Source organism: Acetomicrobium sp. S15 = DSM 107314 (assembly GCF_016125955.1).
Lineage (GTDB): Bacteria > Synergistota > Synergistia > Synergistales > Thermosynergistaceae > Thermosynergistes > Thermosynergistes pyruvativorans.
Map to the genome: position 1 here is coordinate 1 of NZ_JADEVE010000155.1, position 16,594 is coordinate 16,594.

General features: G+C 53.8%; 19 protein-coding genes and 1 tRNA gene. All 20 read right to left on the reverse strand.

Going from position 1 to position 16,594, the window contains the following annotated elements; genetic code table 11:
* Positions 1-157: 157 nt before the first annotated feature.
* The gene (mntA, locus tag EZM41_RS03530; protein WP_198469565.1) at positions 158-607 is read right to left on the reverse strand and encodes a type VII toxin-antitoxin system MntA family adenylyltransferase antitoxin; all 450 of its coding nucleotides are present in this window, start codon (positions 605-607) and stop codon (positions 158-160) included.
* 209 nt (positions 608-816) lie between these two features.
* Positions 817-1,323: a VanZ family protein gene (locus tag EZM41_RS03535; RefSeq protein WP_198469567.1), complete on the reverse strand. Its 507-nt coding sequence runs from the start codon at positions 1,321-1,323 to the stop codon at positions 817-819.
* A gap of 206 nt (positions 1,324-1,529) precedes the next feature.
* Entirely contained in the window at positions 1,530-2,849 is a 1,320-nt protein-coding gene (locus EZM41_RS03540; protein WP_198469569.1) for a nucleotide sugar dehydrogenase, read from the reverse strand.
* Positions 2,849-4,006, reverse strand: coding sequence for a GDP-mannose 4,6-dehydratase (locus tag EZM41_RS03545; protein ID WP_342449224.1), 1,158 nt, complete (start codon positions 4,004-4,006; stop codon positions 2,849-2,851). Before EZM41_RS03545 ends, EZM41_RS03540 begins: the two co-directional genes overlap by 1 nt.
* A 281-nt stretch (positions 4,007-4,287) precedes the next feature.
* On the reverse strand, positions 4,288-4,437 hold the full coding sequence (locus EZM41_RS13525) for a hypothetical protein (protein ID WP_232619034.1): 150 nt from the start codon (positions 4,435-4,437) through the stop codon (positions 4,288-4,290).
* Between the two features lie 17 nt (positions 4,438-4,454).
* A complete protein-coding gene (locus EZM41_RS13530; protein WP_232619035.1) occupies positions 4,455-4,688 on the reverse strand; it encodes a hypothetical protein in 234 nt (77 codons plus the stop codon).
* Between the two features lie 200 nt (positions 4,689-4,888).
* A tRNA-Lys gene (locus EZM41_RS03555) sits at positions 4,889-4,964 on the reverse strand.
* Between the two features lie 96 nt (positions 4,965-5,060).
* A complete protein-coding gene (gene argH, locus EZM41_RS03560; protein WP_198469570.1) occupies positions 5,061-6,506 on the reverse strand; it encodes an argininosuccinate lyase in 1,446 nt (481 codons plus the stop codon).
* A complete protein-coding gene (locus tag EZM41_RS03565; RefSeq protein ID WP_342449227.1) occupies positions 6,487-7,374 on the reverse strand; it encodes a Ppx/GppA phosphatase family protein in 888 nt (295 codons plus the stop codon). The genes argH and EZM41_RS03565 overlap by 20 nt, the downstream gene beginning before the upstream one ends.
* The gene (locus tag EZM41_RS13535; RefSeq protein WP_232619037.1) at positions 7,274-7,951 is read right to left on the reverse strand and encodes a DUF501 domain-containing protein; all 678 of its coding nucleotides are present in this window, start codon (positions 7,949-7,951) and stop codon (positions 7,274-7,276) included. Before EZM41_RS13535 ends, EZM41_RS03565 begins: the two co-directional genes overlap by 101 nt.
* 70 nt (positions 7,952-8,021) lie before the next feature.
* On the reverse strand, positions 8,022-8,423 hold the full coding sequence (locus tag EZM41_RS03570; protein ID WP_198469574.1) for a S1 RNA-binding domain-containing protein: 402 nt from the start codon (positions 8,421-8,423) through the stop codon (positions 8,022-8,024).
* Positions 8,424-8,526: 103 nt separating this feature from the next.
* Positions 8,527-9,147, reverse strand: coding sequence for a hypothetical protein (locus EZM41_RS03575; protein ID WP_198469576.1), 621 nt, complete (start codon positions 9,145-9,147; stop codon positions 8,527-8,529).
* Positions 9,144-9,707 (reverse strand): hypothetical protein, encoded by a 564-nt coding sequence (locus EZM41_RS03580; protein ID WP_198469578.1) that lies wholly within the window; start codon positions 9,705-9,707, stop codon positions 9,144-9,146. The genes EZM41_RS03575 and EZM41_RS03580 overlap by 4 nt, the downstream gene beginning before the upstream one ends.
* Positions 9,708-9,716: 9 nt before the next feature.
* Positions 9,717-10,016, reverse strand: a complete 300-nt coding sequence (locus EZM41_RS03585) for a hypothetical protein (RefSeq protein WP_198469580.1) — start codon at positions 10,014-10,016, stop codon at positions 9,717-9,719.
* Between the two features lie 29 nt (positions 10,017-10,045).
* Positions 10,046-11,635 (reverse strand): DUF342 domain-containing protein, encoded by a 1,590-nt coding sequence (locus EZM41_RS03590; protein ID WP_198469582.1) that lies wholly within the window; start codon positions 11,633-11,635, stop codon positions 10,046-10,048.
* Positions 11,636-11,651: 16 nt separating this feature from the next.
* Positions 11,652-12,386 (reverse strand): sigma-70 family RNA polymerase sigma factor, encoded by a 735-nt coding sequence (locus EZM41_RS03595; RefSeq protein WP_198469584.1) that lies wholly within the window; start codon positions 12,384-12,386, stop codon positions 11,652-11,654.
* A 6-nt stretch (positions 12,387-12,392) separates the two neighbouring features.
* Positions 12,393-13,451 (reverse strand): hypothetical protein, encoded by a 1,059-nt coding sequence (locus EZM41_RS03600; protein WP_198469585.1) that lies wholly within the window; start codon positions 13,449-13,451, stop codon positions 12,393-12,395.
* Positions 13,452-13,465: 14 nt separating this feature from the next.
* Positions 13,466-13,951 (reverse strand): chemotaxis protein CheD, encoded by a 486-nt coding sequence (locus EZM41_RS03605; protein WP_198469587.1) that lies wholly within the window; start codon positions 13,949-13,951, stop codon positions 13,466-13,468.
* A 2-nt stretch (positions 13,952-13,953) separates the two neighbouring features.
* Complete coding sequence (locus tag EZM41_RS03610; RefSeq protein ID WP_198469589.1) at positions 13,954-14,583, reverse strand: chemotaxis protein CheC; 630 nt, start codon at positions 14,581-14,583, stop codon at positions 13,954-13,956.
* Entirely contained in the window at positions 14,555-16,594 is a 2,040-nt protein-coding gene (locus EZM41_RS03615; protein ID WP_198469591.1) for a chemotaxis protein CheA, read from the reverse strand. Before EZM41_RS03615 ends, EZM41_RS03610 begins: the two co-directional genes overlap by 29 nt.

Below are 16,594 nucleotides of genomic sequence, written 5' to 3' on the forward strand. Positions count from 1 at the left end.
TTTTCAGCAGACTCTTCACATATTACTTCCTACACTCACTCTCACACTCATTTTCACATTTTCCTCTCATCACTGATCACTCATCACTCATTACTGATCACTCATCACTTTTCACGCCTCACGGCCTTTCCTCTTGGCTCAGCAATTTATCATCCATTTAGGCCACTCCCAAAAGTTTCAACCGATTCCGATAGTATTCTTGCAGAACAGGATAAAAATCCTGATAGGCGCTCATAACCATTGCCTGAAAGTCAACCAGTTCTTCAGGGTTATGTAGGACCAAAATAGTCTTGTCTTCAATTGCGCTGAACTGCACAGTAAGCGGCGCAAGATTTAAATTAACGAGGTCAAAATCGTCTGTCTGTATCAACTGGGATATGTCGCCATATAGTTGAGTGTGCACTTTCAGCATATGATGTTTATCCAAATTGCTATGGTACAAAATCGCCAAATCGATATCACTCAAAAGAGTTGCTTCGCGACGATGGAGGGAGCCAAACAAAAGTAGGGCCACGACTTTTCCTTTATATGGCATTAACACCTCTGGTGCTTTTTTAAGTTGCTCGATTATAAAATCGAAATCGAGCGGCGTATCGCTCAGGCGCATTTATCTCACTTCCTTCATGCCTACCTCTGCTTGGGTTCAGTATATAACCATATAGCAAATACTGAAGCTATCTTTTCCTTCTAATTTACCGACACCTTGGCAGCTAAGCTGACGATGCCCTATGGACTGTATTTCGATGATGTAGCCAAATGTGGCCAAAGCGATGAGTTTAAATCAATATGGACACGAATCCAACGTGGCTCTGAATCTCACCGATCCTCGACCTCTTGCCAGTTTTGACCCTTTAGCCTTAGGACATTAAAGACCCATAAGGCCAGAGCACCCATGCTCAATCCCACCAGGTTTGCCAGCATGTCCACCAACGAAAATTCCCTCGTCGAGGTGTAGATCTGAGCCACCTCCAAGGCAAGGCCATAGAGGAATGCCGCCGCAAAGACAAGAAGCGTCTCTCTTTTGCTTTTTACCATTAAGACCCAACCGAGTAAGATCACGAGGAAAAAATAGCCCAAACCATGGAGAGCGAGTGGACCGATTTTTCTAAACAACAACTCCACCGGTTCAGGATAGCGCGTGCCCAAGGACATCCAAACCAGAAGGCCCATATAAAGAGCGAGCAATAAGCATTTTTCGAACCTCAACGCAATTCGCGTCTGCCTCAAACGCTGCAGATTTTCCCGGCAGCTTCTCTCATTCCTCAAGCTATCTCTACCCCCGATATCCATGGCGAAATCCCTTATGAACCAAAAAATCGGCATTTCGCGGCAACTTGTCATGATTTAAATATGCTTAAGCCCAAAGATAGTGTAAAACATATGTGGTACAATCGATACCAAAGCTGCTTTAACACATAAAAATGGGGATAGCGCTCGTCGTTGAAGCCGCCCTGCCAGATTCGTAAGCTGCAAAAACGAGTGAAATCAAATGAGACAAGAACACAAAAAGTAAAGACCCGACCCCAAGGTTATCGGCCGACGCCGAAGCAGGCAAAGCCGCGCTGGCGGAGTTTATGCGGGTCGTACTGGTTTCTGGCATCGAAGATGACGGGCCGCGACAAGAGCTCTTTCATGCGGTCGAAGTCCGGCTGCCGAAACATCTTCCATTCGGTGGCAAGAAGGAGCGCGTCGGCGCCGCGGAGGGCTTCGTAACAATCGTTGAAGTACGTAATGGCATGCTCGCCCAAGACCTTCCTTGCCTGCTCGGTGGCTGCGGGGTCGAAGGCCTGAACGGCGCCGCCGGCTTCAATGATTCTCTTGGCTATCGCCACGGCGGGCGACTCGCGCACGTCGTCGGTGTCGGGCTTGAAGCTCAATCCCCAAAGCGCTATGCGCACGCCCTTAAGGTCGCCGTTGAAATAGTCGCGTATTTTTGAAAAGACGTAGTCCCTCTGTGTTTCGTTCACCTCGTCCACGGCCTTTAAGATCGAAAGGTCCACTCCGTTTTGTCTTGCCGTGTCGATCAACGCCTTTACGTCCTTGGGGAAACATGACCCTCCGTATCCCGGCCCGGCATATAAGAAGCTCGAGCCGATCCTCGAGTCCAGGCCAATGCCCTTTCTAACGGCCTCTATGTCAGCCCCGACTCTATCGCACAGCCTTGCAAGCTCATTTATAAAGCTGATGCGCGTGGCCAACATGGCGTTAGCGGCGTATTTTATGAGCTCCGCCGTTGGGATCGAGGTGACGAAAAACCTATCCTCTCTCATGGTGAAGGGCGCAAGCAGCTCTTTGAGCAGCTCTGCAGTCCTGCCATTTTCCGTCCCTATGATGATCCTATCGGGATGCTGAAAGTCCTCGACGGCCGACCCCTCTTTTAAGAATTCGGGGCATGAGGCGATGTCGAACTCCACATCCGGGGCGCGTCTTTCTTTGAGTTTCGAAGAGATTATTTCCTTAACCTTGTAAGTCGTCCCTATGGGGACGGTCGACTTAGTGGCGACTATCTTGTAGTTGTCTATCGCCATACCAATGTTTTCGGCTACGTCGAAGACAGCCGAAAGGTCTGCGCTGCCATCGTGATTTGGAGGGGTCCCTACCGCTATGAATACGAATAACCCCCTGGACACGCCCTCGGCTATGTCCGTCGTGAAGCGAAGTCGGCCTCCAGCCAGATTGCGCTTGACTATGTCTTCCAGGCCAGGTTCGTAGATGGGCACAATGCCCTGATTTAGTTTGCTTATCTTTTCTTCGTCCTTGTCGACGCACCAGACGTCGTTTCCCGTATCTGCAAGGCACGCCCCTGTAACGAGGCCGACATATCCTGTCCCTATCACGCATACACGCACTAACGGTCACTCCTTGCGCTTTTTATAAAGGTCATCTTAAACCATTCTACGAACTTCGCTATGCCTTCCTCGAAAGTCGTAGTGGGTTCGTAACCTAAAAGCCTTCTGGCTTTCCCGATGTCCGCGTAGGTTTGAGGGACGTCTCCCGGCGGAAGGGGTTTTACGTCGAGGATCGGCCTCACACCAAGGCCTCTCGCCAGAACCTCCACCATCTCCTTCAATGAAACAGTGTGGTGATTGCCCAGGTTTATCACTTCGTACATGGAATCGCGATATTCCATCGCTGATATCGTGCCCTTCACGATGTCGGCGATATAGGTGTAGTCGCGCTTCGTCGAGCCGTCGCCGTAAAAGGGGATGGGCTTCCCTTGGACCATGAGATGGGAGAATTTGCAAATGGCAAGGTCCGGCCTTTGCCCGGGGCCGTAGACCGTGAAATACCTCAGGGCGATGAAGCGAATGCCGTATAAATGGCTGTAAACGTGGCCCATAAGTTCGCCTGCGATCTTCGTGCCTGCATAAGGGCTTATGGGCTTTAGCGGCTCGTTCTCTTTCCAAGGGACGTTCGGGTTTACGCCGTAAACGCTCGACGAGGAGGCGAAGACGAACTGCTTCGTTCCGGTCTTAGCGGCGAGCTCCAACATATTCTGCGTGCCCAAAACGTTCGTCCTACAATATCCTATCGGATCCATTATCGATGGTCGCACACCGGCCTTAGCAGCCAGGTGTACGAAGACGTCGAATTTCATGTTCCCAAAAGCGCTAATTAAAGCTTCGTAGTTGCATATGTCAATCTCATATACCTTGAGGGCTGATTTATTAACTTCGGCGCTTCTTTCGAGGGCTACCTTTGAGCACCCTAATATGCCTTCGATATTGCGCTCCTTCAGCTTCCTCGGATAGAAGGGATCGAAGTTGTCTACGACATGAACCTCGCTTCCCAATTCGATCAGCGCCCTGGCAAGGTGGCTGCCTATAAAACCAGCCCCACCACTCAAAAGCACCCTTGGGGTCAGGTCTTTACTTTTTGTGTTTTTGGCGGCGTCTTCGCTGATATTTTCAGCGGCGTTTTCGGTAGCGTTTCGGCTGCTGTTTTCACCGTTGCCGGTTTTATCGTCGAGGTCATTTCCGGTGCGCGATGTCCTTGGCAATGACACTGGCTTTTCTCCCCTTTTGCTTTCGGCACTTGAGCCTGTTAATTATACTGTCAACGTAAAGCCTTCTCGAAGGTCGCCTCGGCTCAAGCCGAGTTCGTGCCGTATTTAAGGCAGTTAAGGTTAGGGCAGTTAAGGGAGATTATGAAAAGCTCGATCGCCCCCCGATAATTTATTAACAATCGCCCGTGAGGCGCTAATAACAAATTGGAGTCTATCACCTATACGATAAACCCCTGTATCTCATATCCCTTCGTCACTCCAATGCCGTTACTCCGACATTTTTAATCTAACGTCCTAAAGACCTCAGACTTGTCTTTTGCATCTAAAATCATGTCCAGCGCAACTTCGAGCTTGGCTTCGTCCGTAACGGAGTGCAATTCCTCTTCCTCTGCGAGGGTGAGGCCGAACTTGCGCTTGAGCAGTTTTATCAATGTCGAGCGTTTGGCCTCTATTTGCCTATCTCCTTGCCTTTCAATTCGCCTCTCTTTTCCAGCTTCTCTGCCAAAGACGGCATGACTTCTTCATCTCCCAAACTCTTCGCTATCTCAGACATCGTTTCTTCGGGCACGTCCAGCGCGTGTATCAGGAACTCAAGTATTATTGTCTTTTCATTGTCTGACGCGATTATTATACTAGCCTTGAGCCTGATCTCTCCTAATTTTTGAAGGGAAGCGCACTTCATGGCCCAAAGGGCCCCGTACCAGGAAGGGGTCAATGCAAACCTGCAAATTTGGGAAAACACAGTAAAAGGAGGGAAGTCCGAAGTTTAGGAAAAGTCGTAGTTTTGGAGGTCATCACGGCATAGCAAGAAAACAGTCCGGCGCTCCTAAATCGAGCATAAAAAAATCCCGACAGGCTACAAACCCAGCCGGGAACTAAATTTGGTGAGCCGTGCAGGATTCGAACCTGCGACACCCGGATTAAAAGTCCGGTGCTCTGCCACCTGAGCTAACGGCCCAAAACTCCCTTCTATTTAAGACCCGATCGGCACGTATAAATTATCACGCAAGGGTCAAAGATGTCAACCTGCCGGCGTTGGTTCCCGAGGCGAGAGCTAAGAAACACTAAAAGTAAAGACCTGTCCCAGGAGGGCTTCAAGAACGCACTCGCGGTAGACTTCGAACTCCGAAAGGGCCTTTTCGAGCCGCCCCTTGCCGGACTTGATCTGCCGTCTCACCTCAGCAAAAGCCGTCCCCCCAAAGGTGCGGCGTCTCTCCACGGCGGCCTCCGGCACGAGCAAGCCAATCAGGTCGGCCTCGACCTCCGGAATCAGGACTTTCCACTCTTCGACGGAAAGGGAGTTCAAGGCCCTTCCCCTCTCCAGGCACCACTTGACGGCCTGTCCCACCTTCTGATGCGCCTCCCTGAAAGGTACCCCCTTGGCCACGAGATACTCGGCTACGTCCGTCGCCAAAGCGAAACCGTCCCTAAAAGCGTCCAAAGCACGGCGTTCATCCACGTCCACCCGAGAGAGGAGCGGAGGGAGAACGTCCGTAACGGAGGCGAGCAATTCTAACGACGCCCAGAGGCTGCGCTTGTCCTCCTGCAAATCCCTGTCGTAGGCCATGGGAAGGCCCTTTAAGAGGGTGGCCATGCTCACGAAACACCCGATGGCCTGGGATGCCCTGCCGCGCACCAGCTCCAATACGTCGGGATTTTTCTTCTGAGGCATCATGCTGGAGCCCGTGCAAAATCCGTCGGGAAGGCGAATCCAGCCGAACTCAGAAGTATTCCATATGATGAGGTCTTCGCAAAGTCGGCTGCAGTGGAGCATAAAAGACACGGCGAAGTGATGATAATCGAGCATGTAATCCCTTTGAGATATGGCATCGATGCTGTTCTCCGCGACGCCGGAAAAGCGCAAGATGCTGGCCGCGTAATGCCTGTCGAGCGGCAGCGTCGAACCGGCCAAAGCCCCCGACCCCAAAGGCGACTCGTCCAGACCTTTGAGGGCGTAAAGCAGAAGGTCGCTATCGCGGAGAAAGGCCCAAAACTGCGCCATCCAGTAATGGCCCAGAGAGATGGGCTGAGCCTGTTGCAGGTGAGTGTATCCGGGCACAACCACATCCACGTGGCGCTCGGCGCAGCGGAGCAAAACCTCGAGCATATGGCAGAGGGAGAGCCCCAATTTGGATAACTCCTCCCGCAGGTACAGGCGCATCGTCGTGGCTATTTGATCGTTGCGGCTCCTTCCCGTGTGAAGCTTGGCCCCTACACTCCCCAAAAGCTCGATCAACCGCGCTTCGATGTTCATGTGCACGTCTTCGAGTTCGACCTTGGGCACGAACTTGCCGGACTTGATCTCGTCCGCGATCTGTTTCAAAGCCGACAAAATTGCACCGCACTCCTGAGGGGAAATCAGTTTCACTCGAGAGAGCATCCTCACATGGGCAGCGCTGCAGATCACGTCAGCCAGAGCCAATCGCCAATCGAGATCTAACGATTGGGTGAAGTCCAAGACTGTTCTTTCGATATCCTCGCTAAACCTGCCCTTCCACACAATCAACCCTCCAGTCGATACCGCTCGCCGCCAACCCTCTCTTGTCTGCCATCTCCACCAGCTCCCCCCAGAGGAGATCGCACTCGCTGTGGGTATAGCTATCGATAGCCAAGACGTCGAGTAAAGAAACGATGACGGCCATGCCGGGGATTATTATATCTGCCCTGCCCGGCTCGAGGCCAATTACATTTCGCCGCTCTTCCGCTGAGAGCTGCGCCGTTTTAGCCAAAAGCCCTTCTATGTCCCCTTTTTTTACGAGGCTTCCGTGGACCCTTCCGGGATGATATTTCTCTATGGGGATGGCCTTCAGCATCATGGCGACCGTGGAGGATGTGCCGCCCACACCGACGACCGCCCCTCCGGCAAAAAGGCAGCGGACTTCGGCAAGCCGTTTGGCCGCCGCACAACCAATCTTTTTAACGTCCTCGCCGTAGAGCGAAGCCATGCGCACCGCCCCTAACGGCAGCGAGAAGAAGCGCTTTCCGTCTCCCACCTCGAGGCTACCTCCGCCGAGGTCGAAGAAAAGGCCGACCCTTTCGCGCAAGCCGAAGGCGGCACCTCGAAAACTCAAGCTCGCCTCCTCGTAGCCGCTTAGGACGGAGAGCGGCAACCCGGCGACCCCTTCCAATTCGGCTGCAGCAAAAGAGGCGTTATAAGCGCTGCGAAGCGACTCGGTCGCTATGAAAGACCTGTCCTCAAGCGACACGCAGTTGGCATCGAGGAGCGTACGAGCCTTGGCCACAGCCGCCTTTGTGCGGCTTAAGGCTTCATCCGATATGGCATATCGACCTTCCCCAACCCCTTGAGCCAGCCGGCTTATCCAAGCTCCGCTCGCAAGATATACGAAGCGCCCCTCTATACATCCCACCGCGAGGGCGCGGACCGAGTTCGATCCGACGTCGATGACGCCGAGACGTTTCATCCCCAACCTCCTCGAAGGAGCAGCGATAGCAAGAAGGCACATCGCATTCTCGAGGACCTATCATTTCCTCCAGCCACACCGCGCCGGGGTGCTCTCCCAAGGCGAGCCAAGACGCGACTTGAAGATGGAGGCACTTGAGCGTAACTCTATCCTTGACGGCGATGCCTCCGAGGCCGCTTCTCCTAAGGGCCTGCCAAATGCCTCTTCGCCTCAAGCGTAGGAAGCGCCTCGTCGATGAGCTGATCATGGCCAACCGCAACGAAGCACATCTGTTGGAGTAAGAGATCCACTCGCTCAAACGATGTCCCATCTTTCTTTCGAGATCGCCCACGCCGCCCGCAGATTCGAGAGCAGAACAGGCTCGAACGAGATAAGGGCAGACCAACCAGAACATCGTAGGGAAGGGGCGCATGCCGGAGACAGGAAAGCACAAAATAACCTGCGGACGGCCCCAGCGGCAACGGGTCATCACCCCCAAGACAATCCCTTCATCGAAGCGCCTTCCTTCCATGCGGCGCTTCAAAAAAATGCGATCCCCGGCGTTAAGGCGCTCGTAGAAAATGGGCGCAGCCTTGCTGTAAGGGTGCCCGTCGCTACCTCTTGCCGCGGCGCTTGTCTCCCTTCTTCCCTTCGCTTTTGCTATTTAAGTCCGCAATCTTCTGTTCGCTCGCCTTGAGGAAGTTAGAAAGCTTCTTCTCAAAATCATCGCCGTCTTGGGGACGAGGTGCGGAGTGCGCCTCGAGTTGTTTTATCGAAAGATCGATCCTACCCTTTTCGTCGATCTTGATCACCTTGGCCCTGACTTCTTGGTCCACCTGAAGGACATCCTCGACCTTCTTCACGTAACTCCTCGAAAGCTCAGAGATGTGGATCATGGCCTTTTGGCCCGTGGCCAGCCTGACAAAAGCGCCGTAAGGCATTATGCGCTCTACCTTACCTGTTACGACTTCGCCCACATTGACAGAGACGGCCGAAAAGTTATTGCTCTCTCCCATAAGTCTGACACTACCTCCAAATGTTTAAATTACTGCAACAAAATCGGAACCGCTGCCCTCAAGCCCCTAAAGCATGCTCTATGCCAACCACCTCCGCATTCCCTTAAGCCCCTGGCCCTGGGAGCCAACGCCATGAAAATATATCGCCCTGAGAGGCATCCAGGCGCCTGAAGAGAGCCAGCATATAGGGGAGCGCTGCGTCGCTCGAGACGTCATACCAGACGAACAAGACACCCCTTTCCCTCTCCAAAACTTCCCTCAGAAGGGCATCTTTAATTATAGGAGAGAAAAGGGCAATAAGGCCAGACCCCTCGACGAACGGCCTCTCTTTCAAATAACGTACGCGATTCCCCCTGACCTGGGGCAAAAGCTTAATTCGTTCAGTGGCGTCATTTACAGTAGGGCCAATCCCGAATACCAAAACACCCTTTACCAAAGGCGGACGAACCCTAAGGGGAGCGCTGCGAATTTTAACAGAGCCAGCCAGGGCCAGAATCATCCTGCGGGGGTATATGTGCCTCCACTCCGCCGCGAGAGACCTCATAACAGGAGTATTTTGCCTGTTGTCCAAGCGCTCGACGTTGATGGTATCCCTTCTAACCGGGGTCAAAGAAGCGATTTTCGCACGGCGCGAGGGCAATGAACGCACTCTGACCCTTCCCGCAAAAAGCCTCGACAGGCTCTCCCCGATCTCCTCCAAACGGACGATGAAGCCTTTTTTCATTCCGCCATCTCTCCGGTGGCTACGGCTTCCAAGGCCCTCTTTATGCGAGTGAAGGGTTCAAGGATCTCCATCGAGGCAGCCGCCTCGATGAGCATGGAGACCGCGCTCTTTACGGCATCCTCGCCGGTGTCGACCGGCACAACCAACTTCAGGGGAGCGCTTATAGGATCTGCCTGAACCAAGTACGCGCCGGGCTCCGGCTGAGACACTACTTCTCCTACAGCATCCAATGGAGGGTAGGATGTGCTTTCCAAAAAGATTGGCGGGCAAGCGGCATGCTCTTTGAGAAACTTCAGCAGTTCTCGGTCATTGCAAATCCACAAAGAGGGCTTAACTTCGACAGCTTTCAACAGGTTCTCCAATATGACTTCTTCTCTTATATAGACACGCAAGGCATCGCCGTAAAGGATACGCTCAAGCCTCGTGGGCGATATGGGCTCCGTATATCTGAAATCGAGCGGAATCCCTCTTAAATCCGTGACCAGTGCGGCCCCCTGAAAGAGGTTTCTCTCTTCGATCAGCCGCAGATATCCCAGAGCGAGGCCCTTTTGGGGATTCATGGCTTCCACTCAGGCGTAAACATCGAGATTGCTTTCCTTCCCTTCCTCGTCCTCTTCCTCTTCACGACCGCCGCCGGGTTTACGCTTTTTCTTCCTTTTGATCCCGACCTTATCGCCCTCCTTACGAAGGGCCACGCGCAGTTCCTCTTCCGGCCCACGCCTACGCCTAACCTGCCGCTCTTGCTCTACGGCAGAAGCTATACCCTCTTGCTGCTGAGACGCCTGCTTCATAGCCGCAGCAAATTCCCTGCCCTCTTGAGCGTTTTGGCCGAGCCTCAAAAGCGAAAGCTGCCACTCCACCGGCTTCAACTCTGCACCACTCTTCCTTTATCGCCTCTTTATCCCTCGAAGGAGCGTATCCGCACCTCCCCTTCGTCGTACACAAACGAGACGAATTGCAATGTGTCCCTCACGACATAGCTTACGCCTTTTATGGAAATTACAACGCCCGGATAGCAATAGCCCCTGACGCGAACGCGCGCCTTCCCCTTAGACTCGTATAGGGCTGCCTCTATCTCGGCCAACTGTTTCTGGAGGTTTTCCACATGCGCCCGCAGTTGGAATTTGGCCCTCGTGAGGGCAACGAGCATCTCGCGCTTTTCCTCGTCCAACATCCCCATTTCTTCCAATTTCTTTAGATAATCCAGGTTCTTTTCAACTTCCTGAAGTTTATTGAGGCTCTCGGCGAAATCTCCTTCCTTGGCACGTTTCTCCTCGATGAGCTCTGGAGATGTACCCACCTGAACTTCCGTGCGCGTCTCCATTTTGCTGCCCAATTCATCGCAGATGACTTCCGAGCCGGCGTATATTTTGCCTCCGGCGATCGTGCCCTTTTTGCCACTCGAAACCTGGACTTCGGATCTTGCGTAGATGAGACTGTGGAGGAGAGCCCTTTCCGCAATGACGTTGGAACCGCTCCTCAAAGTGGCCTGCTCAGCATATCTGACGATGATATCGCCTTGGGCGGATAGCTCTCCCTTGCCCATGCCGCTGACCCCGCCCTTTACCACGATCTTGCCGCCACTTTTGAGCTTCGCCCCTTCTACGGCCCCGTCCACCTGGATATCGCCGCTCGCCATAACCACAAACCCCTCGCGCACAGTGCCTCTCACAATTACGGTGCCCACGAAATCTATATTGCCGACGCTATAATCCACGTCTCCCTTGATCTCATATTCAGGCAGGACATCTATTTTCCCCTCGCGAATAGATACATGCCCATCCATAGCAGCCAGGAGATGGAGGCCGTCCTCGGAGACCTCTGTGTTCTTTCCCTTGGGGAGCTGGCGATCTTTGCCTTGTCTGGCTTTTAAGGGCTTACCCTTGACGCTCGTGCCGTCTTCTCCTTGTTTTAGCGGGATCTTTTCGGCAAGTTCCTGGCCATGCAGGACGTTTACAACGGCTCCGAGCTCTCGCATATCCACTCTGTCGGCATCGGCCTCTTTGGGTTTAGGACGACTGAGCTCGATTTTGAGCACAATTTGGGCGTCTTCCCCGTCTTTAGGCGGGTCGCCTTTGGCTACGAGAACCCACTCATCCTCCAGGTGTTCTCTTGCTATTTCCTCGAGCGCACTCTCATCGATACCATATTCGACGCCCGCTTCTTCCAAGGCTTTTTTTAATTCGTCGACGGTGGGCCAATCTCTGTCATCCAAAGGAGGGACTACCCTTATAAAAGCCTTGAGTTCGTCGTCGGAGATGTCCACCTCTATTTTGGCCTTCGCCTCAACGGCAGGCTTGCCACCTATACGCACAGGCTCTTTAGGGCGCTCTTCCAAGGCGGCCAGGATTTTTCCGCCGTCGAAGCTCGAAACTCCCCGTTCTTTAAGGAAGGCCACGATTTGAGCGAGCGTGACCTTCCCTTCTTGATCGACTTGCAGGTACAGGCCGTCTTCCTCAACCGAGAAACGAAACGGTCTTCCCGTCAAGTTGCCCACCTCTCAATCAAAAGTCTGCCCTCAGTAGAGCCCTCAATGTGGACAAGGCCTTGCCGTGGATCTGGGAGGCGCGAGATTCCGTCACCCCCAATACAGCACCTATCTCCTTTAGCGTCAAACCGTCATAGTAATAAAGAGAAATTACCAAGCGCTCCTTTTCCGGCAGCCTCTCAAGCGCTCTGGCGATCGAATCGAGTTCATCGGAAAGCTCCACCGCTTCCTGAGGAGTGGGCAAATCATCCGCCACCAGGTCGCCCCTCGACACATCGCCATCGTCGAGGGCAAGGACTTCATCTAACGAGACCACGTGGTTTCGGCTGGCCACCTCGAGCAGCTCCTTATATGTTTTTTCGTCCATGTCGAGCTCGTCCATGAGCTCGACATCGCCGGCCTGCCCCTTTTCCCTGTACAATTTATCCACAGCCTTCTCGAGCCGGCGGACTTTCTCCCTTCCGGCCCTGGAGAGCCAATCAAACCTGCGCAACTCGTCCAGCACCGCACCGCGTATCCTCGGCACAGCGAACGTATTGAATTTATAGCCCAGAGCTAAATCGTAGCGCTCAATCGCATCGAGCAGCCCCATTATGCCGAAGCTCAGGATGTCGTCGAAGCTCAATCCAGGAGGCAACGCCAACGGCATGCGGCTCACTACATACTTGACGAGCGGCAGATACCTTTTCACGAGCGCCTCTTTGTCCTTAGGGTCGCGATCCTTCTTATAGCGAAGCCACAGATCATCCATGCACCATCACCATATAACAAAAATGAGCAGCAATATGCCCAACAAGATGATCCCTATAAATACAGCAAACGCGGGACTGACCTTTGGAACGGCATAACGTCCAGGTTGAAGAACCTTCACGCGCACCTCGCCTGAGCCTTTGAATATTCCCTCCATTCCCTCGGATATGTGAAGCCTGACCAAATAATCGCCGCTGGGCAAACGCTCCACAGCCTTCACAGGAAAAGCCGCAGGCTGGCCGCTTTTAGCCATAACGCTGGCCACAAAGCGCGCGAGGCTGCCCCCTTCGTCGAGAGAAACTTCCACGAGATCACCGAGCGAAAAGTCCGATATAGCCTTGCCCCTCACCGGGTCCACGTATGGCTTGCAGAACAGTTGAACCGACTCCGCTTTGGGCCCTTCCCTATCCCTCTCTTCCCGGGCCTCTTCGGGTTCTCCCTCGCTTTCGCTTTCGGGCAGCGCCTTCGACAGCTCGGCGCGCAGTCTATTGAAACGCTCCAACTCGAGATCTACGATGAAATCGAGATGGAACTCGTCCGCGAGCATCTCTTGAATGCGAAGCAGGTTTTCCGGTTTCCCTTCGCCACGAAAGAGCAGGTTGATGACAGTAGGGGTGAAGAGAGCATCGAAGATCTTTTCCACCTTTTTGTAAGTGGGGTTATCCATCGGCTCCTCGACGTTTCTGATCGCATTCGTCACAGATTCCCAACTCGCCCTGATGGCGAAGCCCTCGGGCAGCCCATTTCTCCCCACCCAAAGCGATTTATCCAAAACCTCACCGGTCAAGCCGTCGGCCACGACGCAGAACAACCCTGCCACCTCACCCCGACGGCGCGACTCAAACTTCACTTTTATGGCAATATAACAGGGCACGATCGAGCGCAGGGCAGAAAGCGCGGCCGCCGTATCGCTCGAATTTGCCAGAACGTGCGCGAGCTCGTCGGGCGAAATGCCGAGCTGACAGGAGACGTCTTCGAGCAACTCCTGCGGAATGGCGACCGATGCGACGCCATCTTCTTTATCCTCTTGCTCTTGCACCCTTTTGACTTCTTCTACTTCGCCCACAGCCCAACCTCGATTCACAGCTCTTTTACGGTCGAACCTATGACCCTAACGACGAGGACCCACCGGTCGGTCCTGAATTCGACGCTTCTTCCTTTGTTGCCCCCTACATCAAAAGCTACGAGCGGTATATCCAGGCTGGATAGGGCTCTCTTCGTGGCCTCTACGTTTCTGTCCCCTACCGACAAGATGCTGCTGCCCTTGCCGCCCAAGGCGAACATCTGAGCACCTCCCGCCATTTTGGCCTTCAACCTGCCCTTAGAAGCCCCCATTTGGAGCAGCTCGTTAACGAGCGCGCAGACCGCTGTATCGGCGAACTTTCCCGGTTTAGGGGTGTTTTCTCCCCTGCTTTCCGGCAACATTATGTGAGCCATTCCCGCCACCTTGGCCACCTCGTCATAGATCGCTATTCCTATGCACGAACCCAATCCCAACGATATCAGCGTAGCCGGGTGCCTGGCCGCCACCAAGTCGGCCATACCTACATGCAAGACGGTAGACAAGCCTAAAACACCCCCAGCTTTTTGAGAAGGGTCTCGAGCGAATCCGGGTCTGGCACAAGAACGACAGTACCTTTTACCTCGCTATCCTCGCCTATGACATTTAGGGTGGTCTTAGACATCAAGGCCACATCGCCCGACATACCATAGAGGGCAGCCACCACATCCATTATAGATCCCAACATGTCATGGGCAACTGCCGGGACCGTTGCCGGCAAGGGGCTTCCAACGAGGAGGCTTATAGCGCTCAAAAACGCGCCGATGATTATATTGCCGACCTCCGCGTTCACGCTGTCCCTGATATCCTCTTTCGTCGCTTCGTCTAAGCTGCCCAAATCCTGGGAAATCAAGATTTCGGACAGTCTAAAGGCCTCTCCTTCTTCCATGAGAAAAATGACGTTGCCCGAAAACTCTCCCTCGCATCGGATGAGGACCGCACAAACAGGCGTCTCCGGTGCGCCGTACCTCTCGGCAACCTCGTAAACCGGGATCAACTCCGCCTCTGGGACCTCCATGCTGACAGATCTTCTTAAGAGTTTTGAGAGAGCGGTCGCCGCATTCCCAGCTCCTATATTGACGACCTCTTTCAGCGCATCCAGCTGCAGGCTATTGAGGTGCTCCCACTCGAGCTTCATACGTCACCGCCCTCTCGGACCTGCTGCCAAGGGAAGCCACGTCCAATATCAGCGCCACATTGCCATCGCCCAATATCGTAGCACCAGCGATCCCCTGGACCTTGGAGAGGAGCTTCCCGAGAGGCTTTATCACGATCTCTTGTTGTCCGATCAACTCATCGACGATAAGCCCTCTCCTCTTGCCACCCACCCTGACTACCACCACGGGAAACTCGTCCGCCTCCAGTCGAGAATGGGCCCTCAAGAGCCCAGCCAAACTCTGAAGCGACAAAATCTCTCCCCTCACGGTAACCACGGGTGTGCCGTGAACGCTCCTGATATCGTTTTTATTCACCAAAAGAGTCTCTTCCACGTCATCGAGCGGTACAGCGTATGCCTCGTCTCCTACGCTGACGAGTAAGGCGAGCACTATGGCGAGCGTCAACGGTAGGCGGATGACTACTCGAGTGCCCCGATCCAACTTGGAGTGCACCGTGAACTGCCCACCGAGCGATTCCACCTTGCTCTTAACGACATCCATGCCGACGCCGCGCCCGGAGAGATCGGATACCTTATCGGCGGTGCTGAAGCCCGGCAAGAAAACGAGCTTAATGGCGTCCTCATCGGAAAGCGCCTGCGCTTCCTCGGCGGAGTAAAGACCCCTTTCAACGGCTTTCCTTCTCACGACGTTGGCATCTATGCCGCGACCGTCGTCTGCGACTTCCACTATAACACTGTTCCCCTCCTGGTATGCAGATATGCGGACAGTGCCTTCGCGCTTCTTGCCTTTCGCTTCTCGCTCTTCGGGCGTTTCAATTCCGTGATCTAAAGCATTGCGGATCAAATGGACCAGCGACTCCCCTATCTCGTCAACGACCGTCCGGTCCAGCTCTGTCTCCTTTCCTTCTACCTCCAGGCGCGCTTCTTTGCCGAGGCTCTTGCAGAGATCTCTCACCAGGCGAGGAAAACGATCGAAGACGTACGATATGGGGACCATGCGCAGCTTGGTCACCAGCTCTTGAATCTCTCCGGATATGCGTCCCAAATGTGCCAAGGGCTCTTCAAAGGCCTTTAACCCCGCCTCTTGGGCCAGGCGCTCTATCCGCGCCCTCCCTATGACCAACTCCCCCACCAGGTTCATCAGCTTATCCAGGCGATTGATATCGACCCTTATCGTCCCGGTCATCTTGCGCATTCCCTGGAAAGACGGTTCGGGGGATGAAGCCCCCTCTGCTACTTCGTCCACCTTTTGCGCTTCATCCGTCTTTTGCAACTTCTCAGCCGTGCACTCGCTGTCAGATGTCAGTTCATCTATCTCTACATTTGCGATTTCGGATATAGACATCACCGTATGCCGCGTAGTCTCTTGCTCTTCTTTCGTGGCCAGATAAACCTCAAAGGCGTAATCAAAACCTTCCCTCTCAAGCTCCTCAACGGGAGGGACAGTTTTTATGATTTCGCCCATCCCCTCGAGGCGCGACACCACAAGGTAGGCCCTGGCGGACTTCAAGAGGCATTGAGGGTCGAGGTGAATCGTCAGATGATACACCTTCATCCCCTGATCTTGCGCTTTCTTCACCCATTCCACTTCCTGAGAGGTAAGCCCGACAGGCGCTTGAGATTTTGTAGCTTCACGATGATTTACGACTTCTACCTTTGCCCTAAGGACCTTCAAAAGCTCATCCACGTCGACATCGCCGTCGCGGCCGCCTTTGCGAATCCGGTCGATCATAACCTGAAGCGCATCGAGACATCGAAAGAGGAGCGATACGTCATCACCGGTGATGAAGAGCTCACCCTTGCGCATGAGGTCGAGGAGGTCCTCCATGGCGTGAGTCAGGCCCGCCATGCCATCGAAACCCATCGCTCCCGCCATCCCCTTCAACGTATGGGCTACCCTGAAGATCTCGTTCACTATCTCAGGCTGCTCTGGGTTCGACTCAAGGCTTAAAAGCAGGTCCCCGAGCAGCTCAAGCTGTTCGGAAGATTCATCGAGAAAGGCATTCAAGTATTCCTTCGTATTTAGATCCAT

Excerpts from the sequence above, each read along its gene's own strand:
- mntA (WP_198469565.1), bottom strand. The coding sequence starts at position 607 with ATGCGCCTGAGCGATACGCCGCTCGATTTCGATTTTATAATCGAGCAA.
- EZM41_RS03535 (WP_198469567.1), bottom strand. The coding sequence starts at position 1,323 with ATGCCGATTTTTTGGTTCATAAGGGATTTCGCCATGGATATCGGGGGT.
- EZM41_RS13530 (WP_232619035.1), bottom strand. The coding sequence starts at position 4,688 with ATGAAGTGCGCTTCCCTTCAAAAATTAGGAGAGATCAGGCTCAAGGCT.
- EZM41_RS03570 (WP_198469574.1), bottom strand. The coding sequence starts at position 8,423 with ATGGGAGAGAGCAATAACTTTTCGGCCGTCTCTGTCAATGTGGGCGAA.
- EZM41_RS03575 (WP_198469576.1), bottom strand. The coding sequence starts at position 9,147 with ATGAAAAAAGGCTTCATCGTCCGTTTGGAGGAGATCGGGGAGAGCCTG.
- EZM41_RS03580 (WP_198469578.1), bottom strand. The coding sequence starts at position 9,707 with ATGAATCCCCAAAAGGGCCTCGCTCTGGGATATCTGCGGCTGATCGAA.
- EZM41_RS03595 (WP_198469584.1), bottom strand. The coding sequence starts at position 12,386 with ATGGATGATCTGTGGCTTCGCTATAAGAAGGATCGCGACCCTAAGGAC.
- EZM41_RS03610 (WP_198469589.1), bottom strand. The coding sequence starts at position 14,583 with ATGAAGCTCGAGTGGGAGCACCTCAATAGCCTGCAGCTGGATGCGCTG.
- EZM41_RS03615 (WP_198469591.1), bottom strand. The coding sequence starts at position 16,594 with ATGGATCTAAATACGAAGGAATACTTGAATGCCTTTCTCGATGAATCT.